We start from the raw sequence: 22442 nt of genomic DNA, 5'->3' as shown, positions 1-22442 counted from the left end.
CCCGGTGACGGTGTCGCGGTTACCGCGACAGCTGGGTCAGGTCGCGGGAGGCACCGGTGGAGGCGGAGGTGGTCAGCGCGGCGTACGCCTGCAGGGCGGCCGAGACCGGCCGCTGCCGGTCGCGCGGCCGGTAGCCGCCGAGGTCGGCCAGCAGCCGCTCGCGGCGGGCGGCCAGCACGTCCTCGGTCACCTTGAGCGTGATCGAGCGGCCCGGGATGTCGATCTCGATGACGTCGCCGTCCTCGACCAGGGCCATCGTGCCGCCCTCGGCCGCCTCGGGGGAGGCGTGGCCGATGGACAGGCCGGACGTGCCGCCGGAGAAGCGGCCGTCGGTGACCAGGGCACACGCCTTGCCCAGGCCGCGGCCCTTGAGGAAGCTCGTCGGGTAGAGCATCTCCTGCATGCCGGGGCCGCCCTTGGGGCCCTCGTAGCGGATGACCACCACGTCACCGGGCTTCACCCGGTTGCCGAGGATGCCCTCGACGGCGTCCTCCTGCGACTCGAACACCACGGCGGGGCCGGAGAAGCGCCAGATCGACTCGTCCACCCCGGCCGTCTTGACGACGCAGCCGTCCTGGGCGAGGTTCCCGTACAGCACGGCGAGGCCGCCGTCCCGGGTGTAGGCGTGGTCGAGGTCGCGGATGCAGCCCTCGGCGCGGTCGAGGTCGAGGGAGTCCCAGCGGGCGGCCTGGGAGTACGCCTTGACGGTCCGCACGTTGCCGGGCGCCGCGTGCCACAGCTCCAGGGCCTCCTCGGTGACCTCCGGGGACTTCGGGTCCCACTTGGCGATGTACTCGGCCATGGAGGGGGAGGACACGGTCGGCAGGTCGCGGTGGAGCAGGCCGGCCCGGTCCAGCTCGCCGAGGATGCCGGGGATGCCGCCCGCCCGGTGCACGTCCTCGACGTGGTACTTGGCCGTCGCGGGGGCGACCTTGCACAGGCACGGCACCCGCAGCGACACCTCGTTGATCTCCTTGAGCCCGAAGTCGACGCCCCCCTCACGCGCGGCGGCCAGGATGTGGAGGATCGTGTTGGTCGATCCGCCCATGGCGACGTCGAGCGCCATGGCGTTCTCGAACGCCTCGCGGGTGGCGATGCTCCGGGGCAGGACCGACTCGTCGTCCTCCTCGTAGTAACGCCGGGCGAGGTCGACGATCCCCCGGCCGGCGTTCTCGAACAGGGTCTTGCGGGCCGTGTGGGTCGCGAGTGTGGTGCCGTTGCCAGGCAGCGCCAGGCCGATCGCCTCGGCGAGGCAGTTCATCGAGTTGGCGGTGAACATGCCGCTGCAGGACCCGCAGGTCGGGCAGGCGTTCTCCTCCATCTCCAGCAGGTCGGCGTCCGACACGCTCTCGTCGGCGGCCGCGATCATCGGGTCGATCAGGTCGAGCTTGCGGCCCGGGACCTTGCCGGCCTCCATCGGGCCGCCCGACACGAAGATCGTGGGGATGTTGAGCCGGAGGGCGGCGAGCAGCATCCCGGGGGTGATCTTGTCGCAGTTGGAGACGCAGACCAGCGCGTCGGCGCAGTGGGCGTTGACCATGTACTCCACCGCGTCGGCGATGAGCTCGCGGGACGGCAGCGAGTAGAGCATGCCGCCGTGACCCATCGCGATGCCGTCGTCCACGGCGATCGTGTTGAACTCGCGCGGGATCGCGCCCGCCTCGCGGACCGCGCCCGCCACCACCTCGGCGACCTCGCGCAGGTGTACGTGGCCGGGCACGAACTGGGTGAAGCTGTTGGCGACGGCGACGATCGGCTTGCCGAGGTCGCTGCCCGCCACGCCCGTGGCCCTGAGCAGCGCGCGGGCGCCGGCCATGTTCCTGCCGTGGGTGACAGTACGGGACCTGAGAGCGGGCATCGATGGACCCCCATCCGGAGACGTCTGAGTCTTCAAATGGTACGGCCAGTGCCCGGCCGCCGAGACCCGGTGTCCACGTCCCGGGACGGCGCGCCGTCCTACTCGGGGTAGCGCGCAGGCAGCACGCGCTCGGCGGCGCGGTAGATCGCGTCGATCTCGGCGGTGGTGAGCGACCTCTCCCGCTTGGTGATCCACTTGCGGACCAGGCCGCCGGAGAAGACGTCGACGTCCCGGATGTTGAGGATCCGCCAGGGGATCGCCGGCCCGTAGATGGCCAGGGACGGCACCACGGTGATCTCCCGGCCGAGCGCCTTGCTGATCAGGTCGCTGGCCTGCGCCGCCTCCCACCGGGCCTCGTCGAGACGGGGCTTGCGGTTGAACGGGCCGTGGAAGAGCTTGCGGTGCGTCTGGACCCGCACGGGCAGCCGCTTGTCCCACTTCTCCGAGTCCACCGCGTACACGCCGGTGGGCCCGACCACGAGGTGGTCGATCTGCGCCTCGCTGCCGGGGATGGCCCGGGCGTGCAGCGTCAGGTAGCCGTTCCGCTCCAGCTTCTTGAGCTGGGCCTCGGTGCGGCGCTCCGCCGCGGAGGCCCGCCGCCACGCGGGAACCGTGGACATGGTGCGCGCGCGGTAGACGGAGTCGGCGGCCCACGCGAGGATGGCCGCGGTGAGCCCGATCCGCCAGCCGCCCAGCAGCACGCCGAACACCAGTCCGGCGGCGACCGCCACGAGGGCGCGCCGGCGCAGGTGCCCGTATCTCGGGTCCTGCAGCAGGCCGCGGAGCGACGCCCGCTCCACCGGAGCGTACTCGGGGGGCGCGGCCGCCTCGGGTGGGGCCGAAGGGCGTTCCGCCTGCTCCGACGATTGGTCACCGACCCAGATGGGTGACGTGTCGTGACCGTCTTCTGGCCTTAGACCGGTATCCACATCACTCACGGTAGTTGAGCCGTCTCCAGCTTGCCTAGTGTTGAATGGTTCATACTTTTGTTGCCTGCATGAGCTGATTTGAAGCTCGAAAGGCCGGGTATCCTCTCTAGATATCCCCGGCCGGGCGGCCTACGGTTTCGAAGCGTGGCGCACATTCACGACCTTACCGCCCTTGAGCAGGCGGCAGCCGTACGAACGGGTGAACTGTCCCCCGTAGAGATCGTCGAGCACTACCTGGAGCGGATCGAGCGACTCGACGCCGGCGTGGGGGCGTTCGTCACGGTGACCGCCCAGCGGGCCCTCGACCAGGCCCGCGAGCAGGAGGCCCGGATCGCCGCGGGCGACGCCGGCGAGCACCCTCCGCTGCTGGGCGTGCCCGTACCGATCAAGGACCTCAACTTCGTCAAGGACGTGCCGCTCTACTTCGGCTCGGCCACGTACGAGGGGTTCGTCTCCCCGGTGGACGACAGCGTGGTCGAGCGGTTGCGGGAGGCCGGCACGGTCATGCTGGGCAAGACCAGCACCCCGGAGTTCGGCCTGCCCTGCTACACCGAGACCTACGTGAGCGAGCCGGCCCGCACCCCGTGGGACACCGGGCGCTCCGCGGGCGGGTCGAGCGGAGGCGCCGCGGCCGCCGTCGCGGCCGGTCTGGCGCCGGTCGCCCACGGCAGCGACGGCGCGGGATCGATCCGCATCCCCGCCTCCGTCTGCGGCCTGTACGGCATCAAGCCCAGCCGGGGCCGGATCTCCTTCGCCCCGATCGTCCCCGATCTGGCGGGGCTGTCCACCAACGGGCCGCTGGCCCGGAACGTCGCCGACGCCGCGGCGCTGCTCGACGCGATGGCCCACCACAACCCCGGCGACCTCTACCATGCGCCGCCGCCCGCGCTCGGGTCGTTCTCGGCCTACGTGGGGCGCGACCCGGGCCGGCTGCGGATCGCCAGGTTCGCCGAGCCCGCAGTGCCCGGCGCGGAGGTCCACCCCGACGTGCTCGCCGCGTACGAGAGCGCCTCGGCGGCGCTGGAGGCGCTCGGTCACGAGGTGGAGGAGATCGCGCCGCCGTTCGGCCCGGACATCGTGCCCGAGTTCGTCAAGCTCTGGTTCGGCTTCTCGTGCATCCACCCGGTCTCGAAGGAGCTCGAACCGAAGCTGCGCCCGCTCACCGCCTGGCTGCGCGAGCGGGGCCACGCGCTCACGGCGCCCGAGTTCCTGCACGCGCAGTCGGCGCTCCAGCTCGCCACCCGTTTCGCGATGCTCGTCACCGACACCTACGACGCGGTGCTGTCGCCGACCGTCACCCAGCCGCCCGTGCCGGTGGGCTGGTTCGAGGACGTCGACTCCCCGGAGGAGACGTTCGAGCGGATGAAGCGGTTCGCGCCGTTCGCCGCCATCTACAACGTGAGCGGTCAGCCCGCCGTCAACCTCCCGCTGCACTGGACGCCCGGCGGCCTGCCCGTCGGCGTCATGCTGGCCGGCCGGTACGGCGACGAGGGCACCCTCATCTCGCTGTCGTCGCAGGTGGAGGCGTCCGTCGGCGGATTCTGGGGCGACCGCAGGCCGCCCGTGTGGTGACGACCTAACGTAGGAGCTCCACGACGTGCGCGGAGACGTCGGCGAGCAGCGTGGCGGGACGCACCGGCGCCGCCGCCACGGCGGAGATCAGGGCGGGCAGCCCCGGCAGCGGGAAGCCGTCGTCCGTGATGACCGCGCGGGCCGCGTCGTGCTTGGCCAGCGCGGCCCGGCTGCGGTCCCACGCCTCCAGGGTCTCCTCCGGCGACGGCACGCCGAACCCGTGACCGACCGGGGCGGCGTGGCGCAGCCGTACGAGCGGGGTCTCGGCGAAGGCCAGTGCGACGCGGCAGCGCACCGCCAGGTCGCCGGGGTCCGGCACCCAGTCGAGGGCCGGGCAGGGGGTGCGGCACCGGCCCGCGCAGGTGCCGAGGGCCCCGGCCACCTGGCTGTGCTGCCGGTCGAAGTAGGCCCGCCAGCCCGTGGGCGGCTCCACCGCCACCCGCAGCGTGCGCTCGGCCGCCGACCGCTCGGCCCGCGTGTGGTCGCACTCGCGGTCGGCCATGGCCCCGAACCTGCTGCCGGGGGCGCGCAACCCCTCCGGCCACCGGGCGGGGTCGCCCGCGTGCCCGAGCGCGGGCTCGAAGGCCAGCAGCGGGAGATACTCGCCGCAGATGTGCACGGCCGCGATCATCGAGCTCAGCTCGCGCCGCCGCCAGCGGGCCTCGATCACCTCCAGGAGCAGCGCGTACGCCGGGCGCAGCGAGTCGAGCGCGCCCCGCGGCTGCTCCCTCGGCGTCTGCGGCATGTGACACGCGCGTGCGCGCCGGCGCAGGCCGGCGGGCACCGTCTGGGCGTCGATCTCGGCCGCGAAGTCCTCGGCGTCGAGCGTGAGCAGCCGCTGGCCGAACTCGCAGACCGACGCCACGCGGGCCGCCCGCGCGTCCTCCCCGAGCACGGCCGGCGCGAGCGCGCCGACGTCGCCGAACGAGTACCTCCGGGCCAGGGCGATCAACAGGTCTCGGGCTGAGTGCACCCGACGACCCTACTCACGACGCCGGTGGCGGTATGGGCGGGTTTGATCAATTGGCCGGTGGGCGGCGGGATCGGGCAGGATCCGCACCTCGCCCAGGTTCTCCGGCGCGTCCACCTGGTGCTCGCCGGTGTCGTCGTAGGAGGCGGCGTTCCGGAGGCGCGAGCCCTCGATCACCTCGATCCGCCTGATCCAGCCGGTCCTGCGGCCCGCCACGGCCCGCACCCGGTCGCCCTCGCGCAGGGGCGCCCACATGTCCCCGCTCAGGCACATCGCCCTGACCTCGCGGGCACGTCCCTCGTCGATCGCGCACCAGTAGGTCCACTTGGCGTTGTCGCCGCCCTTGTTGCCGTCCTGGAAACACCGCAGCCGCACGATCTGGCCCTCCACGGTGACCGGGCCGGTCAGGTCGGTGAGCGCGAACAGGATCGGCGTGCCGGCGATCGTCAGGCCCACGGCGAGGGCGGCGGGCACGACGAGTCCGCGCGGCCATATCTCGAAGGCGGAGGCGACCACGAGGAGCATCCAGGAGAAGAAGCCGGTGAACCAGCCGGCCGCGAGGCCCCGCACGGTTATCGACCCCGGCGGCCGGCCCCACAGGAGGCGGGACGGATAGCGGACGTTGACGACGTGCCACATGCCGCCGTAGTCGGACCACGCCCGGCTGTCGTCGGCGGGGGTGCTGACCGGCAGGCTCGTGACGGCCCGCGGCGCCAGGCCGAGGGCGGCGGCGTACGCGAGGTGGCGGCCCCAGATCGTGACGGAGGCGGCGGGCTGTTCGGCGAACCGCCCGGTCGCCCCCAGGTGCGCGCGGACGCCGAGCCAGTGGGCGGCGGCCCTGGCCCCCTCGGCCGTGCCGCGCTCGCCGTTGAGCCGCCCCATGAGCGCCAGCAGACCGGCGAAGGAGACGACCGCCGCGCCGATCCCGGCCTCGTGGTCCTTGTCGGAGATGTTCGCCGCGACGCCGATCACCGCAGCCGGCAGCGCCGCCGCGGCGGTGAGGAGCGTCGCGTGCGCCCTGCTCCAGCGCGGCCGGGACAGGCCCTGCTCCCGGGCCTCGGCGATCACTTTGCGGCGGAAGCTCTTCCACCAGCGGCCGAGGTCGCGCGAGCCCTCGGCCAGCGCGCCCGTGGCCACCACCCCGTCGACGGCCAGCGCGCGGACGTGGTCGTAGACGAGCCGTTCGTACGGGCGCAGGCCGCCCGGCTCGCCCCGCATCCGGACGAGCGACAGCTCCGGCCCGATCTCCTCGACGCCGACGACGCCTCTCGCGGCGAGGTCCAGCAGGGTCGCCGAGGCGGCCTCGTCGCACAGCCGCCAGCCGCCGGTGATCAGGTCGACCACCGCGGGGGACTGGGGGGCGAGGTTCGCGGTGGCCGGCCCTGCCTCGACGTCCGGGTTCCTCGTCAAGGCGGCGAGCGCGAGCAGGAGCAGCAGCCACAGGCCGGTCACCGCCGCGGCGGCCATCCAGGCGGCCATGGTCAGAACCCGACCTGTACGGGACCGCGCTCCTCGCCGGGAGCCCGGAAGTACTCGCGGGGCGTGAAGCCGGTCATCCCCGCCACGATGTTGGCGGGCACCGTCTGGATCGCGTTGTTGTAGGTCAGCACGGCGTCGTTGTAGTACTGCCGCGAGTAGGCGATCCGGTTCTCGGTGGTGGCCAGCTCCCGTTGCAGTTCCGCGAAGTTGCCGCTCGCCTTGAGATCGGGGTAGGCCTCCGCCACGGCGAACAGGCTCTTCAGCGCGCCGGACAGCATGTTCTCGGCCGCCGCCTGCTCCGCGGTGCCCTGGGCGCCGATCGCCCGGGAGCGGGCCGCGACGACGGCCTCCAGCGTTGCCCGCTCGTGGGCGGCGTAGCCCTTGACGGTCTCCACGAGGTTGGGGATGAGGTCGTGGCGGCGCTTGAGCTGCACGTCGATCTGCGCCCAGGCGTTGTCGACGGCGCCCCGGCCACGCACCAGGCGGTTGTAGACGGAGACGAGCGTGGCGACGAGAACGGCCACGACGGCGAGGGTGACGATCATGGGGATCATGGGGGCCTCCTGCACGGACGATGATCCGTAGCCGTCCACCCTGTCAACGCCCGCCGCCGTCCGTCCCGCGCGCCGGTGGGGGCACGCCGTACGGCCGGGGGTGGCGGGCGGCGGGGCGCGGCGGAGAGGACCCGCCGCGCCCCGCCGGGTGAACGGCCCGGCCCCCTCATGTCACCCCGGCGCTCTTGCACCGGGCTTGCGCCCCGCTTTCACCCCGCCACGCCCGCCGGTCGCTCAGATCACGCAGGTGATCGGGCCGGCCGCCCGGTTACGTAGAGGCGTCGCACGCCTGGGCGCGCAGCGCCCGGCTGACGCCGTCGGCGCCCTCCAGGAGCAGGCGCCGCAGCGCGTGCGGCGGCTGCTGGGCGCTGATGAGGTCCTGCGTCCTCGCCACGGTCTCCGGGCGGATCAGCAGGGCCGGGTAGCACCCGATCGCGAAGTTCTGCGCCATGTCGGAGGTCCACTCGCTCCAGATCCGCCCGACCTCCTCGAAGTACCGGTCGCCGTACGGCTCCAGCAGCTCGGGGTGATGCGGGTCCACGAAGCCGAGGATCGTGGAGCGCAGCAGGGCGCCGCTCAGCTCGCCTCCCACGATGGACGCCCAGGACCGGGCCTTGGCCTCGGGGTCCGGGATCGCCGCCCGGGCGTTGGCCGCCGAGCGCTCGCCGGTCGCGGTGGCGTCGCGGGCCAGCTCGGCGTCGATGTCGGCGGCGCCGAGGACCCCGCGGGACACCAGCCCGTGGACGAGCGTCCAGCGCAGGTCGGTGTCGACGGCCAGGCCCTCGGGCACCTCGGCGCCGTCCAGCACGCCCTTGAGGAACGCCAGGTCCTCCTCGGAGGTCGCGGTCGCGGCCAGGGCGTTGACGTAGGCGAGCTGGTGGTCCGAGCCCGGCTCCGCCGAGGCGACGAGACGGCGCAGCGCGGTGGCGAGCTCGCCCAGGCCGGTCGCCCGCCACGCGGGATCGGCGTACTGCTGCACGGCCTGGCGGGCCTGGCGCAGCACCGTCTGGACCACGGTGATGTCACGCACCGAGTCGATGCCGGACACGACCAGCCGGACGTAGTCGCGGGTGGCCATCTCGGCGTCCCGGGTCATGTCCCAGGCGGCCGACCAGCACAGGGCGCGCGGCAGCGACTCGGTGAAGGCGGTGATCCCGCCGTTCACGAGCGTCTGCAGCGACCGCTCGTCGAGCCGGATCTTCGCGTACGTGAGGTCGTCGTCGTTGATCAGCACGAGGTCGGGCCGCGTCTCGCCGACCAGCTCGGGCACGGCGGTGCGCGCCCCGACGATGTCGAGCTCGACCCGCCTGGTCCTGGTGAGCACGCCCTCCCGCAGGGAGTACAGGCCGACGGCGACGCGGTGCGAGCGTAGCGTCGGGTGCTCCGGCGTGGCCTCCTGCAGGACCTCGAAGCCGAGGAACCGGCCCTCGTCGTCGGTGGTGAAGGACGGCCGCAGGGTGTTGACGCCGGAGGTCTCCAGCCACTCCTTCGACCAGGACGACAGGTCGCGGCCCGAGGTGCGCTCCAGCGCCGACAGGAGGTCCTGCAGGGTGGTGTTCTTCCAGGCGTGCTCGTTGAAGTAGTCGCGCACGCCGGCCAGGAAGTTGTCCAGCCCGACGTAGGCGACGAGCTGCTTGAGCACCGAGGCGCCCTTGGCGTACGTGATGCCGTCGAAGTTGACCTCGACGGCCTGCATGTCGGGGATGTCGGCCGCGATGGGGTGGGTGGAGGGGAGCTGGTCCTGCCGGTAGGCCCAGGACTTCTCCACGTTGGCGAACGTCGTCCACGCGCCCTGGCCCCAGCGGGTGGCCTCGGCCTGGCACAGCACCGACATGTAGGTGGCGAACGACTCGTTCAGCCACAGGTCGTCCCACCACCGCATGGTGACGAGGTCGCCGAACCACATGTGGGCCATCTCGTGCAGGATCGTCTCGGCCCGGCGCTCGATGATCGCGTCGGTGACCCGCGAGCGGAAGACGTAGTCCTCCAGGAACGTCACCGCGCCGGCGTTCTCCATCGCGCCCGCGTTGAACTCCGGCACGAAGAGCTGGTCGTACTTGCCGAACGGGTAGCGCAGGCCGAAGACGCGGTGGAAGAAGTCGAAGCCCTGCTTGGTGACTTCGAAGATGTTCTCCGGGTCGAGGTGCTCGGCCAGCGAGCGCCGCACGTAGACGCCGAGCGGGATGCCGTCGTGCTCGTCCCGCACGACCGCGTACGGCCCGGCGATGAGAGCCGTGATGTACGTCGACATCGGAGGGGTCGGCGGGAAGTGCCAGCGCCTGGCGGCCTGCAGCGTGCCGTGCCGCCCGTGGTGCTCCTCCAGCTCCTCGACCGAGTCGGGGGCGCCGTTCGACACGACCTCCCACCCGGCGGGCGCGAGGACGGCGAGCTCGAAGGTCGCCTTCAGATCGGGCTGGTCGAAGCACGCGTACATCCGGTGCGCGTCCGCCGTCTCGAACTGGCTGTGCAGGTAGATCTGCTGGTCGACCGGGTCGACGAAGCGGTGCAGCCCCTCGCCCGTGCGCATGTACGAGCAGTCGGCGTCGACGCGCAGTTCGTTGCGCTCGGCCAGGTCCGGCAGCGGGAAGCGGCCCTTGTCGGCGTCGTACGTCCGCACGTCGAGATCCCGGCCGTTCAGCACCACCTTCCGCACGTGGGCGCCGTGCAGGTCGATGAAGGTGCCCGCCCCCGGCCGGTCGGACGTGAAATGGACCGTCGTGATGCTCTCGTACCGCTCCTCGCCCTCCGTCAGGTCGAGTTCGACCTGGTAGGACTGGACCGTGAGCAGCCGAGCACGCTCGCGAGCCTCGTCACGTGTCAGATTCCCTGCCACACCCACTCCTCATCGCATGATCAATCCCCCGGTTCCCCGTCGCCCCTTCGCGTACAGGGATGGATGAATCCTGCCACGTCACGGTCACAGGACGGATTCGACATCGCCCCTACCTGGAATAGGAAGTTAGTCGACGGCCCTCTTGACAGGGGCTTCCGGCCGGGGCTCGCGTTCTGACAGCGCAGGCGCGAGGATGAGGAACATGCGTCAGATCTACGTGAACGGGGACTGGGCGCCGTCCTCCTCGCGCGAGGCGGTCGAGGTCCTCAACCCGGCGACGGAGGAGGTCGTGGACCGGGTGCCCGCGGGGTCGGCCGCCGACGTGGAGTCCGCGGTCGCCGCCGCCCGTGCCGCCTTCCCGTCCTGGGCGGCGGCGGAGCCCGCCGAGCGCGCCGCGCTCCTCGGGACGGCCGCCGCGCTGCTCAGGGACCGCGCCCGGGAGATCGCGGCGACGATCGCCACCGACATGGGCGCGCCGCTGCCGCTCGCGCTGAAGGTGCAGACGCTGATGCCCGCCGAGGTGCTCGCCTCCTACGCCGACCTCGCCAAGCGGTACGACTTCGACGGCGGGCGGGTGGGCAACTCGCTGATCGTCCGCGAGCCGGTCGGGGTGGTCGGCGCGATCACGCCGTGGAACTACCCGCTCCACCAGGTCGTCTGCAAGGTGGCCCCGGCGCTGGCGGCCGGCTGCACGGTGGTGCTCAAGCCGAGCGAGGTCGCGCCGCTCGCGGCGTACGCGTTCGCGGACATCCTGCACGAGGCCGGCCTGCCGCCCGGCGTGTTCAACATGGTGAGCGGGTACGGCCCGGTGGTCGGCGAGGCCCTCGCCGCGCACCCCGGCGTGGACATGGTCTCCTTCACCGGCTCCACCAGGGCCGGGCGCAGGGTCGCCGCGCTCGCGGCCGGGACGGTCAAGCGGGTGGCCCTGGAGCTGGGCGGCAAGTCGGCGAACGTCATCCTCCCCGGCGCCGACCTGGAGAAGGCGGTGAAGAACGGGGTGGCCGGGGCCTACCTCAACTCCGGCCAGACCTGCTCGGCGCTGACCCGGATGCTCGTCCACCTGGACCAGTACGACGAGGCGGTCCGGCTGGCCGTGGAGGCGGCGGCGAAATACGTCCCGGGCGACCCGTTCGCCGAGGGCACCCGGCTCGGCCCGCTGGTGTCTGCGGCCCAGCGCGACCGGGTGGTCGGATATCTCAACCGGGGCCAGGAGGAGGGGGCCCGCCTCATGCTCGGCGGGACCGGCAACCCGGTGGGCCGCGGTTACTACGTCGAGCCCGCGGTCTTCGCCGGGGTGTCGCCGGGCATGGCCGTCGAGCAGGAGGAGATCTTCGGCCCGGTGCTGTCGATCATCCCCTTCGCCACCGCGGACGAGGCCGTCGAGATCGCCAACGGCACGCCGTACGGGCTGTCGGGAGCGGTCTGGGCGGGCACCGAGGAGGAGGCGCTCGCGGTCGCCCGCCGGCTGCGCACGGGCCAGGTGGCGGTCAACGGCGGCCGGTTCAACCCGATGGCGCCCTTCGGCGGCTACAAGCAGTCGGGCGTCGGGCGTGAGCTCGGCGAGTTCGGCCTGGAGGAGTTCCTGGAGACCAAGGCGGTCCAGCTGTAGGGGTGGCTTCAGGGCGCCTGGAGGAGGATCCTGCGGCGCTCGTCCTTGCCCAGCCGGTCGACGTACAGCGTGCCCTCGAGGTGGTCGAACTCGTGCTGGAAGCACCGGGCGAGCATGCCGCGGGCCTTGACCGCCACGGGCCGGCCGAGCTTGTCGACCCCGCGCAGCGTGACCCCGGCGGCGCGGACGGTGGGGGCGTACAACGGCTTTCCGGTCTCCTTGCCCGGCACCGACAGGCAGCCCTCCTCCTCGACGACCTCTCCGGGGTCGTCGATCGTCAGCTCCGGGTTGACCACGTGGCCCTTGCGGTTGCTGATGTCGTAGACGAACAGCCGGCGGCCCACCCCGATCTGCGGCCCGGCCAGTCCCACGCCGTCGGCCTGGTACATCACCGCGAACATCTCGTCGATCAGGCGGCGCAGGTCCCTGTCGAAGTCCGTCACGGGCTCCGCGGGGGTACGCAGGACGGGGTCGCCGACGTAGCGGATCTCGCGCATGACACTCCTGCTCCGGCATGAGGTGGTGTAAGAGCCACTGGCGGTGTTCGGCTATTACCTTAGTGGAGGCCGGGGTCACGCCCGCCAGCAGTCGTCTGGGAAACTTGTCCCGTGCGTGTCTACATCGGTGCCGACCATGCCGGCTACGAGCTCAAGAACCACCTGGTCTCCTGGCTGAAGGAGCAGGGCCACGACGTGGAGGACTGCGGCCCCCACGTCTACGACGCGGAGGACGACTACCCGCCGTTCGTGCTGCGCGCCGCGCAGGGCGTGGTCGCCGCCGAGGGCAGCCTCGGGGTGGTGATCGGCGGCTCGGGGAACGGCGAGCAGATCGCCGCCAACAAGGTGCGCGGGGTGCGCGCCGCGCTCGCCTGGAGCGAGGACACGGCCCGGCTCGCCCGCGAGCACAACGACGCCAACGTCATCGGCATCGGCGCGCGGATGCACACACCGGAGGAGGCGGCCCGGTTCGTCGAGGTTTTCCTCGGCACGGCGTTCTCGGGCGCCGAGCGGCACGCCCGGCGGATCCGCCAGCTCGCCGAGTACGAGACGACCGGCGAACTGCCGCCGCTGCCCGCCTGAGCGGCTCGGCCTGGGCACCTCGGCCTCAGCCGCCCGGCCCGGGACACCGGCCGGGCGGCCGGTGAGCGCCCGGCGGGTGGCGTCAGCGGTCGTCCCGGTCACGACCCCGGCGGGAGTCCCGCCGGGTCGCCGTCTCGTCGCGCAGCGGCCGCCGCTCGGCGGTCTCCTGCTGCTCGCGGCTCGGCCGGGACACGTCGCGGGCCCGCATGGCCGTGGTCGCGGTGATCTGCAAACTCTGCAGCGCCATACCCCGAGCGTACGCCCCGGGTCGTGAACGTGCGATCGGATGCCCGGACATCCGTACCGGACATCCGCATCGGACATCCACACCGGGCGGCCGGAACCGCGATCGGGGTGTGGCCCGTGATCTTCCGCCGGAGTAGGCTGGGAAGATCACGGGACACGACCCGGGCGTCGGTCAAGCGGATGCCGCCACCTGGGATGTCCGGATACAGTCGAGGCCATCATGACTTCCCGTCCGGCGCCGCTGATCTCTCCACGGCTGCGCGCCATCCTGGCGCGCGTGCCGCTCCTGGTGCCGTTGGTCCGTTTTGTCAGGAAAGTGTGGTCGAAGGACCGATACCTCCTGATCGCCCTCGTCGCGGTCACCGCGATCATCGGTGTGCTCGACGCGGAGGTCTCCGCGTACTGGTTCTCGCCGTCGCTGCTGATCCTCGTCACGCTGATCGGCGGCCTCCAGCTCCGCCTGCGCAGCCTGGCCGTCCTGCTGTGCGTGGTCGCGGCGTCCCTGGCCTACATGGGATCGACCAGGGGAGTGCTCGCCGTCGGGCCGGGCCTGCTGATCACGATGGGCTTCACCGCCGCGCTCGCGTGGACGATGGCGCGGACGCGGGGCAAGCTCGGCGTGCAGGGCCTGCGCGGCGACGCGATGCTGCTGGAGCTGCGCGACCGGCTCAAGCGGCAGAGCGAGCTGCCGCCGCTGCCCAAGGACTGGGGCGGCAAGGTCGTGCTCAAACAGGCCGGAGGCTCGTCCTTCGGCGGCGACTTCGTCGTCTCCATGCGCGAGGGCGACCGGGTCCAGCTCGCCGTCGTCGACGTGTCGGGCAAGGGCGTCGACGCCGGCACCCGCGCGCTCATGCTCTCGGGCACGTTCGGCGGGCTGCTCGGCTCGGTGGACGACTTCCTGGCCTCCTGCAACTCCTACCTCCACCGCCAGATCGGCGACGAGGGGTTCGTCACGGCCGTCCACCTGACGCTCGACCTGTCGACGGGGGAGTACACGATCACCTCCGCCGGGCACCCACCGGTGGTCCGGTTCGACTCCGGGTCGGGCACCTGGCGGGTGTCCACGGCCAAGGGGGTCGTGCTCGGAGTCGTGCCCGACCTGGCCTGCGAGACCGACAGCGGCGTGCTGCGCAAGGGTGACGCGCTCATGCTGTACACCGACGGGCTGATCGAGCAGCCCGGCCGGGACATCGACGCCGGGCTCGACCGGCTGCTGGGGGAGGCCGAGCGGCTGCTGCCCTCGGGCTTCCGGGACAAGGCGCGGCAGCTCGTGCAGGCCATGTCGTCCGGTCACAACGACGACTGCGCGCTCGTCCTCATCTGGCGCCCCTGAGACCCGCTGGGGCGGGTCCCTACAACCAGCCGTATTCGGTGGCGATGCGGACGGCGTCCACCCGGTTGCGCGCCCCGGTCTTCACCAGCACGCGAGACAGGTGGTTGCGCACCGTGCCGGCGGACAGGCCCAGCTCGGCGGCGATCTCCTTCGAGCGCGCGCCGCCCGCGGCGAGACGCAGCACCTCGTGCTCGCGGGGCGTGAGGGGGCATTCGGCGGCCTCCAGGGCCGCGACCGCGAGCTCGGAGTCGACGACCCGGCGCCCGGCGGTGATCCGCCGTATGCCGTCGGCGAGCTGCTCGGGGCCCACCTCGATGCTCAGGTAGCCGAGGGCCCCGGCCGCGAAGGCCCGCTTGAGGTGGCCGGGATTCGGCTGGGCCGACAGCAGCATCACCCGGCATCTGGGCGCCTTCTCGACGAGCCGTGCGGCCAGTCCCGGCCCGTCCGCGCCCGGCAGGTCCGCGTCGATGACGGCGGCGTCGGGCCGTACGTCGAGGGCGGCGGGCACGATGTCCTCACCGGACGCGACGTCCGCGACCACCGTCAGGTCGCTCTCCCCTTCGAGGGAGGCGACCAGGCCTCGCCGCACCAACGGAAGGTGTTCGGCCACCAGGATCCGGATCAAGACGCTCCCCTCTGGACGGTCTCTCAAAGGGTGATCGACCAATTGCGTACTGTCAACGGAGTGTCCAGGTTCGGCCATGTATGAGCTACGCGCCGGTTCGCCGGAGAAGGTCTCGCCCTTGTTCCGGTGGGCTAGTCTCGGAGGGTGCGACGACTGCCACGGCATCTTCTCCGACTCGGAGGTACGCGCTGATGAGCTGGCTCATCGTGGCCGGTTTCCTGATCGTCTTCGTCGGCCTGCTGGTCTCCATCGCGCTGCACGAGATCGGCCACCTCGTCCCGGCCAAGCTGTTCGGCGTCCGCGTGACGCAGTACATGGTCGGGTTCGGGCCGACGCTGTGGTCGCGCCGGCGCGGCGAGACCGAGTACGGCGTGAAGTGGATCCCGCTGGGCGGCTACATCCGCATGGTCGGCATGCTCCCGCCGCGCCCCTCAGACGACCCCGGCAAGCTGCGCAGCGTCTCGACGGGCCCCTGGCAGGGCCTCATCGAGAACGCCCGGGCGGTCGCCTCGGAGGAGATCCGGCCGGGCGACGAGAACCGCGTCTTCTTCCGCAAGCCCTGGTGGCAGAAGGTCATCATCATGACCGGCGGCCCCGCGATGAACTTCGTGCTGGCGTTCGTGCTGTTCGCGGTCGTGATGATGGGCTTCGGCGTGCGGACGACGAAGCCGGTCGTCTCCTCGGTGTCCAAGTGCGCGATCCCGGCGGCCGAGGCCGCGCACCGGGACTGCAGGCCCGGAGACCCGCTGACGCCCGCCGCGGAGGCGGGACTGCGGCCGGGGGACCGGATCGTCGCCGTCGGCGGCACGCCGGTCGCCAGCTGGGAGGCGGCGACCCGGCGGATCCGGTCGCACGGCGCCGGGGCGACGACGCTCGGCATCGAGCGCGACGGCCGGAGCACGACGCTGGACGTCGACCTGATCGCGCAGGACATGCCCTCGCAGACCGACCCCGGCAAGGTGGACAGGAACGTCGGCTTCCTCGGCGTCAGTCCGACGATCGTCGTGGAGAAGCAGGGCCCCGGCTACGTCATCGGTCAGATGTGGGACCTGACCGAGCGGACCGCCGCCGCGATGGTCAACATCCCCAAGAAGATGGTCGGCGTGTGGAACGCCGCGTTCTCGGGGGAGAAGCGCGACCCGAACGGGCCGATCGGCATCGTCGGCGCCGGCCGCATCGGCGGTGAGATCGCCGCGTCGGACATCCCCATCGACGACAAGATCGAGGTGTTCATCAGCCTGCTGGCCGCGCTGAACCTCGCGGTCGGCATGTTCAACCTCGTCCCGCTGCTGCCGCTGGACGGCGGCCACATCGCCGGCGGCCTGTGGGAGGGCGTCAAGCGGGCCTTCGCCCGGGTGCGCCGCCGGCCCATGCCGGGCCACGTGGACGTCGCCAAGGCGCTCCCGCTGACGTACGTCATGGCGGCCCTGCTGGTCGTCATGGGCGGCCTTCTCATCTACGCCGACCTGGTGAACCCCGTCCGCATCTCGGGCTGAACGGGGCTGAACTGACCGGGCCGGGCCGGGCGGACCCGGCCCGGCGTGCGGGTCCCTACTCGCCCGTCGCCCCGTCGATGCGCTCGCGCATCAGGTCCGCGTGGCCGTTGTGCCGCGCGTACTCCTCGATCATGTGGACCATGATCCAGCGGAGCGAGTAGTGGTCGCCCTGGCGGGCCGTCTTCGTCATCGCATCCAGATCCGCGCAGGCCGCCTCGGCCGCCCGCGCGTGCTCGATCTCCGCACGCCAGGTGGCGAAGGCCTCCTCGGCGGACGCCGTGTCCACGTTGTCGAAGTCGCCGTCCGGATCGTCGTCGCTGTAGTAGATGCTCCCGAGGTCCTCGCCGGCGAGCCGCCGCCGGAACCAGCTCCGCTCGACGTCGGCCATGTGCCGTACGAGGCCGAGCAGCGACATGGACGACGGCGGGGTGGAGCGCAGCCGTAGCCGCTCCTCGGTCAGGCCCTCGCATTTCAGGGCCAGCGTCTGGCGGTGATAGTCGAGGAAGGCGCGCAGCGTCTCGCGCTCGCCCGCGGCGGTCGGAGGATCGGTACGTGTGTCGGTCATCCCGACATCCTGCCCCGCTCCCCGGCGGGCAGCCACCGAGTTTGCCGCCCTGGCCGAGCACGTGGGCCGGGTTCTTCGATGAATGGCGGAAAGTGAGCGCCTGACTCGAAAGTAGACACATTTTTGCCCGAACTTGTCCGGATATGGCAACCGGGTGAGAATCGGTTCAGCCTTCAACTACTTGGGTCGGAGATGCACCGCACGGATGAGGAGAGGCATGAAACGCACCATCTCCGTTCTCGCCGTCACCACCGGCGTCCTCGGCGCCACGCTCACCGGCGCCGGTCCCGCGGCCGCCTCCACAGTCGACTGCTCCACGGGCGGGTACACCTACGTCATGACCAGCTACATCCCCACCAACTTCGAGCGGGGGTCGGTGGACGGTCGTAACTACAACTTCCCCAGTCCGTCGGCGTACATCCACGAGGTGCCTCGACATCCCGGACACTGAGACGTTCACGATCGAGGTCCAGATGCACTCCCCCGACGGGTCCACGAACGTGTTCGTGGACAACCGGCCCGGCGACAAGGTCTTCCGCTTCTCGCCCGGCGTCAACACCTGGTGGCAGGTCCGCGGCTCTATTACCGGGCCCGGCAGCACCTACATCTACCGGAATGCGGGCCAGTGCTCCGGCCTTCAGGCCGGGGGTGAAGGCCCGCGCGGGAGTGCCCGCTAGGGCGCGAACATGCTTTCACCCGCAGGTCACGGTGGGCGTTGCCGCTGCTCGATGTGCTGCTTGAGTACCGTGAGCGGTGCACCGCCGACTGAGCCGGCGAAGTAGGACTTCGGACCAGAAGTGTCCACCCCTCAGGTACTTGCGGACATGCGCGCTGTGTTCCTTGCGGAGTATCCGCGCCGAGACGCCCTTCAGTGGGTTGACGAGCGTGGACAGGGCGACCTTCGGCGGGTGGTGGATCAGTGGGTGGACGTGGTCGAGTTCGCCGTTGAACTCCCGACGTTCGACCTCGAAGTCGGCGCCGATCTCGCGCATGAGTTCCTCGCATCGGGTCGGCATCGGGTCGGCATCGGGCCGGTGAGGGCCCCACGCCGGTACTTCGTCACGCACACCACGTGGGCGTGGAGGGTGTGGACACCATGGCGTTCGATGCGTACATCGGGGTCACTCAGGGTGTGGATTCCATCACGATGACATAAACCCGGGGGTACGATCCGGGTGTGGAGGTGGCCAGGCAGGCGCGTGCGCATGTGGCGCGACTCGACCTGAGCACGGCCCAGGTGGCGGTGCTGGACGGTCAGGCGCACACCGCCCGCGCGCTGTGGAATCTGCTGCACGAGCTCGACCGGGGGGTCACCGTCGCCCTGGCGTTGTCGGACGGCACCATGCGCGAGCACGGGCCCTGGTTGCGCGGCGGTGAGAAGGAACGCCTGCGCCGGCTGGAGAAGACGTCCGCCCGGCAGCGCCGCACTCGCGTTCCCGGCCGGCCCACGTCCAGACGGCTGGCCCGCACCTACGACCGGATCGCCCGGCTCCGCGCGACAGCCAAGCGCCGAGCCGTCGACTGGCAGCACCAGACCACCACCGAACTCGCCCGCGCCTTCGGCGTGGTCGTGGTGGAAGACCTGACGATCACGAACATGGTCCGCACTGCCACGGGCACGATCAAACGCCCCGGCCGGAACGTGCGGCAGAAGGCGGGAGCGCCATCGCCGGGCAGGCGTGGGGCCGGACGGTCACCCTGCTGGAGTACAAGACCCGTGATCGCGGCGGGCTGGTGGTGAAGGTCCCCGCCCCGGGAACGTCGCAGACCTGCCACCAATGCGGCCACCGCGACCCGGCGGCCCGGGACGGCACCCGGTTCTCGTGCGTGAATCTCGCGTGCGGGTGGGCCGGGCACGCCGACACCAACGCCGCGATCAACATACGCAACGCCGCAGGAACCGCGGTGTCAGGACGTGGAGACCTCGGGGCTGCCCGGTCCGCGAAGCGTCAACCCCCGCGCGCCGCTTGACCGCGACGCGACGGGAGAATCTCCGGCCTTCAGGCCGGGGAGGAGTTCAATACACCTGGAACGAGAAGCAGATCCCGGCCTGACGCGGAACGGGCCGGCCGCCTCCCTCGGCGAGGCGGCCGGCCCTGCCCTCAGTACATCGAGATGTGGACGTGGTCGTAGTGGTTGGCGGTGACGCCGCCGCGGTCGGACATCGGGCGCCAGCCCGGATGACCGAGGTTGTAGATGCGCTGCTGCCAGATCACGTACATCACGCCGAGCTTCGGGCCGTTCTTGATGGCCCAGGCGGCCAGGCTGTCGCCGAGCGCCTTCATCTGCGCCGAGGGCATGGAGCCGCCCGAGCTCATCATGAAGTCGCAGGCGCGGCCGAGGGGGTGCTCGCCGCTGTTCTCGGCCCGGTAACAGCCGACCGGGAAGCCCAGGTCGAAGTGGCTCTCCACCTCGGACCGCATGAGTCGCATCCGGGGCGTGATGTTGTCGGCTCCGGCCGGCAGCTCGGGCGTCCACGAGCCGCCCGCCCTCCGGCCTGGGGCGATCGGGACCAGGCGGTCGATCTTGTCCTTGATGTCGTCGATGAGCTTCTCGGCCTCCCGGCGCCGGTCGGCGACGTCCGCGGCCTGCGACTTCAGCGACGCGGTGAGCGCCTTCGCCGCCGCGGCGGCCTTCTGCCGCTCGGCGCGGACCTCGTCGACGCGCGCGAGTCTCGCGGCCTGTTCCTCCTTGAGCTGGTAGGCCACCGCGGAGACGGTCAGGTTGGGCAGGACGCGCACGCTGTCGGTCTGGTAGCGCAGCCCGACGAACTCCCGGACCTCGTCGAGGGTCGCCGTGTAGTCGGCCTCCGCCCTGCTCACGCGGGCGCGTGCCGCCGCCTCGTCGTCCCGCGCCTTGGCGAGCGCGACCCGCTTGGCGTTGTAGTCGGCGATGAGCCGGTCGACCTTCTTCTGCAGGCCGGCGAGCTGCTTCTTGAGCTGCTTCTCCGTCGGTTTGGGGGCGGCGGCGCCCGCGGCGGCCGTGCCGAGGACGAGGGCCGCGGCGGTGAGCACGCCGGCGGCCAGGGGGAACGCGCGGGGCAGAGCCCACTCCTCTCCATCTGCCGGCCGGGTTAGCTGACGGGTGCGGGCTGGAGGAGCCCGGGCAGCGACGTGCCTTTACCCCAGAGGCGTGATGGGTCCCCGGCTCCCGGGCGAGGCGCCCGGGATTAGGCGGCACCGGCTGTGACCGGTGGTGCCAGGGATACTAGTGGTAAAGAAATGGTGACTGCCACCCCAAGTCGCAACCGTACAGAGATCATTCCGTTATAGCTTCGCGCAACATGCGAGCGGCCTCCTCCGGGAGCACGTCGTTGACGAAGGCCCCCATCGCCGACTCCGATCCGGCGAGATACTTCAGCTTGTCTGCCGCCCGCCGGATCGTGAAGAGCTGGAGGTGGAGGTGGGCCAGATCCCGCCGGTAGGTGACCGGCGCCTGGTGCCAGGCCGCGACGTACGGCATGACGACGCCGAACAGCCCGTCGAGGCGGCGCAGCACGTCGATGTACAGCGGCGCGAAGGCGGCCCGCTCCTCCTGCGACAGCGCCGGGATGTCCGGGACCCGGCGGTGCGGATAGAGGTGCACCTCGAACGGATACCGGGCGGCGGCCGGGACGAAGGCCGTCCAGTGCTCGTTGGCGGCGACCACGCGGGGGCCGCTCCGCTCGGCCGCGAGGACGTCCGCGAACAGGTTGCCGCCCCGGTGCCGGGCGGCGGTGTCCAGCATCTGCCGGGTCCGCGGCGTGACGTACGGATAGGCGTAGATCTGCCCGTGCGGGTGCGGCAGCGTGATGCCGATCTCGGCGCCGCGGTTCTCGAAGCAGAAGACCTGCTCCACGCCGGGCAGCGCGGACAGTTCGGCCGTGCGGTCGGCCCACGCCTCGACGACCAGCGCGGCCTGCTCGTCGCCGAGCGAGCTGAAGGAGGCGTCGTGGTCGGAGGTGAAGCAGACGACCTCGCAGCGCCCGATCCCCGGCCGCACCTCGCTCAGCCCGCCCACCTGCTCGTACGCGCCGGTGTTGAAGCTGAACGAGGGGAAGCGGTTCTCAAACACCGCCACCTCGTACGGCGAGGGGATCTCCGAGCCGGGATGCCCGGGGCAGAGCGGGCACTCCCGGGCGGACGGCAGGTGGGTGCGGGTCTGGCGGTGCCGGGCGACGGCCACCCACTCGTCCATGAGCGGGTCGTGACGCAACTCGGACGCGAGAGGGCGCGCGGGCAGATCCCGGGGGTCGGCGGCGCCGTGGTCGGCGTCGTCGCGGCGGTCGAAATAGATCAGCTCCCGGCCGTCGGCCAGATGGGCGATGGTGCGCTTCACGGTGCGATCTCCAGCTTCACGGTGCTCTTTCGCGGGGTCACGGCGGCGTCACGGCGGTGTCCGGCGGTGTCGTCGGGAGTGTCGTCGGGAGCGTCACAGGGAGGCGGTCTCCAGGGGCGCCTCGCCGGAGGGATCGGCGAGGAGAAGCTCGCCGGCCTGCTCCGACAGCACGGCGCGGGCCTCCTCGGGCAGGCCCGCGTCGCTCACGACCACGTCGGCCTCGCCGAGGGCCGCGATCGTGCTGATGCCGATCGTCCCCCACTTGGTGTGGTCGGCCAGGACGACGAGCCGCTGGGAGGCCGCGATCAGGGCACGGTCGGTCTCCGCCTCCAGCAGGTTGGGAGTGGTGAAACCGGCCCGGACGCTCATGCCGTGCACGCCGAGCATGAGGGTGTCGACGTTCAGGGAGCGGACGGCCGCGACCGCGACCGGGCCGACCAGCGCGTCGGACGGCGTCCGCACGCCACCCACGAGCACCACGGTCTGGTCGGGGCGTCCCGCCCGGTGGAAGACGTCGGCCACCTGGACGGAGTTGGTGATCACGGTCAGCTCGGGTACGTCCACCAGGTGGTGGGCCAGCGTCCAGGTCGTCGTGCCGGCCGAGAGCGCGACGGAGCTTCCCGGCGGCACGAGCGGGGCCGCGCGGCGGGCGACGGCCTCCTTCTCGGCCTGCTGCCGCATCGACTTGGCCGCGAAGCCCGGCTCCTCGGTGGAGCCGGCGCCGGTGGCGGTGGCCCCGCCGTGCACCTTGACGATCAGGCCGCGCTCCGCCAGGACCTCCAGGTCGCGGCGGATCGTCATGTCCGACACCCCGAGCTCACGCACGAGTTGCGCCACCCGCACCCCGCCTGACCTGCGCACCCTCTCCAGGATCGCCTGCTGCCGCTGCTGGGCCAGCATCCACCACTCCCGTCAACAGATTCCACCAAATCATGCCAGGCACACGTTCAGGAGTGTTGAGTTGGGGTGCGGGTACT

The 22442-nt window shown here is 71.7% G+C and carries 22 protein-coding genes, 1 pseudogene and 1 riboswitch; of the genes and pseudogenes, 9 read left to right on the top strand and 14 right to left on the bottom strand.

Features of this window, described 5'->3' with window-relative positions; all coding sequences use genetic code 11:
• Positions 1 to 19 precede the first annotated feature (19 nt).
• Together ilvD and OG344_RS00335 are read right to left on the bottom strand one after the other, a co-directional pair.
• Positions 20 to 1858, bottom strand: a complete 1839-nt coding sequence (ilvD, locus tag OG344_RS00340; RefSeq protein WP_405086446.1) for a dihydroxy-acid dehydratase — start codon at positions 1856 to 1858, stop codon at positions 20 to 22.
• 98 nt (positions 1859 to 1956) lie between these two features.
• On the bottom strand, positions 1957 to 2658 hold the full coding sequence (locus OG344_RS00335; protein WP_327047149.1) for a nuclease-related domain-containing protein: 702 nt from the start codon (positions 2656 to 2658) through the stop codon (positions 1957 to 1959).
• A gap of 273 nt (positions 2659 to 2931) precedes the next feature.
• Between OG344_RS00335 and OG344_RS00330 the strand changes: the two genes are divergently transcribed.
• A complete protein-coding gene (locus OG344_RS00330; RefSeq protein ID WP_405086445.1) occupies positions 2932 to 4359 on the top strand; it encodes an amidase in 1428 nt (475 codons plus the stop codon).
• Positions 4360 to 4363: 4 nt separating this feature from the next.
• Here OG344_RS00330 and OG344_RS00325 read toward each other — a convergent pair whose 3' ends face one another.
• The 4 genes from OG344_RS00325 to pepN all read right to left on the bottom strand — a co-directional run bounded on the left by OG344_RS00325 (position 4364) and on the right by pepN (position 10195).
• Positions 4364 to 5332 carry a hypothetical protein gene (locus OG344_RS00325; RefSeq protein ID WP_405086444.1) on the bottom strand — a complete coding sequence of 323 codons (969 nt, stop codon included), beginning with the start codon at positions 5330 to 5332 and terminating at the stop codon, positions 4364 to 4366.
• Positions 5333 to 5341: 9 nt separating this feature from the next.
• Positions 5342 to 6808 (bottom strand): DUF2207 family protein, encoded by a 1467-nt coding sequence (locus tag OG344_RS00320; RefSeq protein ID WP_405086443.1) that lies wholly within the window; start codon positions 6806 to 6808, stop codon positions 5342 to 5344.
• 2 nt (positions 6809 to 6810) lie between these two features.
• On the bottom strand, positions 6811 to 7362 hold the full coding sequence (locus OG344_RS00315; RefSeq protein WP_405086442.1) for a LemA family protein: 552 nt from the start codon (positions 7360 to 7362) through the stop codon (positions 6811 to 6813).
• Between the two features lie 268 nt (positions 7363 to 7630).
• A complete protein-coding gene (gene pepN, locus OG344_RS00310; protein WP_405086441.1) occupies positions 7631 to 10195 on the bottom strand; it encodes an aminopeptidase N in 2565 nt (854 codons plus the stop codon).
• A 202-nt stretch (positions 10196 to 10397) separates the two neighbouring features.
• On the opposite strand from pepN, the gene OG344_RS00305 reads away from it, so the two are divergent.
• Positions 10398 to 11804, top strand: a complete 1407-nt coding sequence (locus OG344_RS00305) for an aldehyde dehydrogenase family protein (protein WP_405086440.1) — start codon at positions 10398 to 10400, stop codon at positions 11802 to 11804.
• 8 nt (positions 11805 to 11812) lie between these two features.
• On the opposite strand, the gene def is transcribed toward OG344_RS00305, so the two are convergent.
• The gene (gene def, locus OG344_RS00300) at positions 11813 to 12301 is read right to left on the bottom strand and encodes a peptide deformylase (protein WP_405086439.1); all 489 of its coding nucleotides are present in this window, start codon (positions 12299 to 12301) and stop codon (positions 11813 to 11815) included.
• A 111-nt stretch (positions 12302 to 12412) separates the two neighbouring features.
• On the opposite strand from def, the gene OG344_RS00295 reads away from it, so the two are divergent.
• On the top strand, positions 12413 to 12883 hold the full coding sequence (locus OG344_RS00295) for a ribose-5-phosphate isomerase (RefSeq protein ID WP_327047142.1): 471 nt from the start codon (positions 12413 to 12415) through the stop codon (positions 12881 to 12883).
• A gap of 82 nt (positions 12884 to 12965) precedes the next feature.
• Here the strand turns inward: OG344_RS00295 and OG344_RS00290 are convergent, their stop codons facing one another.
• Positions 12966 to 13130: a hypothetical protein gene (locus OG344_RS00290; RefSeq protein WP_327047141.1), complete on the bottom strand. Its 165-nt coding sequence runs from the start codon at positions 13128 to 13130 to the stop codon at positions 12966 to 12968.
• Positions 13131 to 13349: 219 nt separating this feature from the next.
• Between OG344_RS00290 and OG344_RS00285 the strand changes: the two genes are divergently transcribed.
• Positions 13350 to 14462 carry a PP2C family protein-serine/threonine phosphatase gene (locus OG344_RS00285; RefSeq protein ID WP_327047140.1) on the top strand — a complete coding sequence of 371 codons (1113 nt, stop codon included), beginning with the start codon at positions 13350 to 13352 and terminating at the stop codon, positions 14460 to 14462.
• 19 nt (positions 14463 to 14481) lie between these two features.
• Here OG344_RS00285 and OG344_RS00280 read toward each other — a convergent pair whose 3' ends face one another.
• Positions 14482 to 15087 carry a LuxR C-terminal-related transcriptional regulator gene (locus OG344_RS00280; protein ID WP_405086438.1) on the bottom strand — a complete coding sequence of 202 codons (606 nt, stop codon included), beginning with the start codon at positions 15085 to 15087 and terminating at the stop codon, positions 14482 to 14484.
• Between the two features lie 191 nt (positions 15088 to 15278).
• Here OG344_RS00280 and OG344_RS00275 point away from each other — a divergent pair, with 191 nt between their 5' ends.
• A complete protein-coding gene (locus OG344_RS00275; protein ID WP_327047138.1) occupies positions 15279 to 16583 on the top strand; it encodes a site-2 protease family protein in 1305 nt (434 codons plus the stop codon).
• A gap of 55 nt (positions 16584 to 16638) precedes the next feature.
• On the opposite strand, the gene OG344_RS00270 is transcribed toward OG344_RS00275, so the two are convergent.
• Positions 16639 to 17148, bottom strand: a complete 510-nt coding sequence (locus tag OG344_RS00270; protein WP_327047137.1) for a DinB family protein — start codon at positions 17146 to 17148, stop codon at positions 16639 to 16641.
• 217 nt (positions 17149 to 17365) lie between these two features.
• On the opposite strand from OG344_RS00270, the gene OG344_RS00265 reads away from it, so the two are divergent.
• Together OG344_RS00265 and OG344_RS00260 are read left to right on the top strand one after the other, a co-directional pair.
• Complete coding sequence (locus OG344_RS00265) at positions 17366 to 17599, top strand: hypothetical protein (protein WP_405086437.1); 234 nt, start codon at positions 17366 to 17368, stop codon at positions 17597 to 17599.
• Between the two features lie 22 nt (positions 17600 to 17621).
• A complete protein-coding gene (locus tag OG344_RS00260; protein WP_405086436.1) occupies positions 17622 to 17825 on the top strand; it encodes a hypothetical protein in 204 nt (67 codons plus the stop codon).
• Positions 17826 to 17851: 26 nt separating this feature from the next.
• Here OG344_RS00260 and tnpA read toward each other — a convergent pair.
• Positions 17852 to 18277 (bottom strand): annotated as a pseudogene (tnpA, locus tag OG344_RS00255) (IS200/IS605 family transposase).
• A 48-nt stretch (positions 18278 to 18325) separates the two neighbouring features.
• On the opposite strand from tnpA, the gene OG344_RS00250 reads away from it, so the two are divergent.
• Both OG344_RS00250 and OG344_RS00245 read left to right on the top strand, forming a co-directional pair.
• A complete protein-coding gene (locus OG344_RS00250; RefSeq protein WP_405089228.1) occupies positions 18326 to 18889 on the top strand; it encodes a hypothetical protein in 564 nt (187 codons plus the stop codon).
• Positions 18883 to 19119 carry a zinc ribbon domain-containing protein gene (locus tag OG344_RS00245; protein ID WP_405086435.1) on the top strand — a complete coding sequence of 79 codons (237 nt, stop codon included), beginning with the start codon at positions 18883 to 18885 and terminating at the stop codon, positions 19117 to 19119. The genes OG344_RS00250 and OG344_RS00245 overlap by 7 nt, the downstream gene beginning before the upstream one ends.
• A gap of 131 nt (positions 19120 to 19250) precedes the next feature.
• Here OG344_RS00245 and OG344_RS00240 read toward each other — a convergent pair whose 3' ends face one another.
• From OG344_RS00240 to OG344_RS00230, 3 genes are all read right to left on the bottom strand, one after another.
• Entirely contained in the window at positions 19251 to 20162 is a 912-nt protein-coding gene (locus OG344_RS00240; RefSeq protein WP_405086433.1) for a hypothetical protein, read from the bottom strand.
• A gap of 34 nt (positions 20163 to 20196) precedes the next feature.
• Positions 20197 to 20333, bottom strand: a riboswitch (cyclic di-AMP (ydaO/yuaA leader).
• A 73-nt stretch (positions 20334 to 20406) separates the two neighbouring features.
• Positions 20407 to 21465, bottom strand: a complete 1059-nt coding sequence (gene galT, locus OG344_RS00235; RefSeq protein ID WP_405086432.1) for a galactose-1-phosphate uridylyltransferase — start codon at positions 21463 to 21465, stop codon at positions 20407 to 20409.
• 93 nt (positions 21466 to 21558) lie between these two features.
• Positions 21559 to 22365: a DeoR/GlpR family DNA-binding transcription regulator gene (locus tag OG344_RS00230; RefSeq protein ID WP_405086431.1), complete on the bottom strand. Its 807-nt coding sequence runs from the start codon at positions 22363 to 22365 to the stop codon at positions 21559 to 21561.
• Positions 22366 to 22442: the final 77 nt, after the last annotated feature.

It is taken from the genome of Microbispora sp. NBC_01389, from assembly GCF_045040095.1.
Lineage (GTDB): Bacteria > Actinomycetota > Actinomycetes > Streptosporangiales > Streptosporangiaceae > Microbispora.
This window is presented reverse-complemented; position numbering and strand designations above follow the sequence as displayed.

Coding starts and splice junctions, on each gene's coding strand:
- ilvD (WP_405086446.1), bottom strand. CDS start 1,858: ATGCCCGCTCTCAGGTCCCGTACTGTCACCCACGGCAGGAACATGGCC.
- OG344_RS00230 (WP_405086431.1), bottom strand. CDS start 22,365: ATGCTGGCCCAGCAGCGGCAGCAGGCGATCCTGGAGAGGGTGCGCAGG.
- OG344_RS00275 (WP_327047138.1), top strand. CDS start 15,279: ATGAGCTGGCTCATCGTGGCCGGTTTCCTGATCGTCTTCGTCGGCCTG.
- OG344_RS00260 (WP_405086436.1), top strand. CDS start 17,622: ATGCACTCCCCCGACGGGTCCACGAACGTGTTCGTGGACAACCGGCCC.
- OG344_RS00315 (WP_405086442.1), bottom strand. CDS start 7,362: ATGATCCCCATGATCGTCACCCTCGCCGTCGTGGCCGTTCTCGTCGCC.
- OG344_RS00270 (WP_327047137.1), bottom strand. CDS start 17,148: ATGACCGACACACGTACCGATCCTCCGACCGCCGCGGGCGAGCGCGAG.
- OG344_RS00265 (WP_405086437.1), top strand. CDS start 17,366: ATGAAACGCACCATCTCCGTTCTCGCCGTCACCACCGGCGTCCTCGGC.
- OG344_RS00290 (WP_327047141.1), bottom strand. CDS start 13,130: ATGGCGCTGCAGAGTTTGCAGATCACCGCGACCACGGCCATGCGGGCC.
- OG344_RS00285 (WP_327047140.1), top strand. CDS start 13,350: ATGACTTCCCGTCCGGCGCCGCTGATCTCTCCACGGCTGCGCGCCATC.
- OG344_RS00305 (WP_405086440.1), top strand. CDS start 10,398: ATGCGTCAGATCTACGTGAACGGGGACTGGGCGCCGTCCTCCTCGCGC.
- def (WP_405086439.1), bottom strand. CDS start 12,301: ATGCGCGAGATCCGCTACGTCGGCGACCCCGTCCTGCGTACCCCCGCG.
- OG344_RS00320 (WP_405086443.1), bottom strand. CDS start 6,808: ATGGCCGCCTGGATGGCCGCCGCGGCGGTGACCGGCCTGTGGCTGCTG.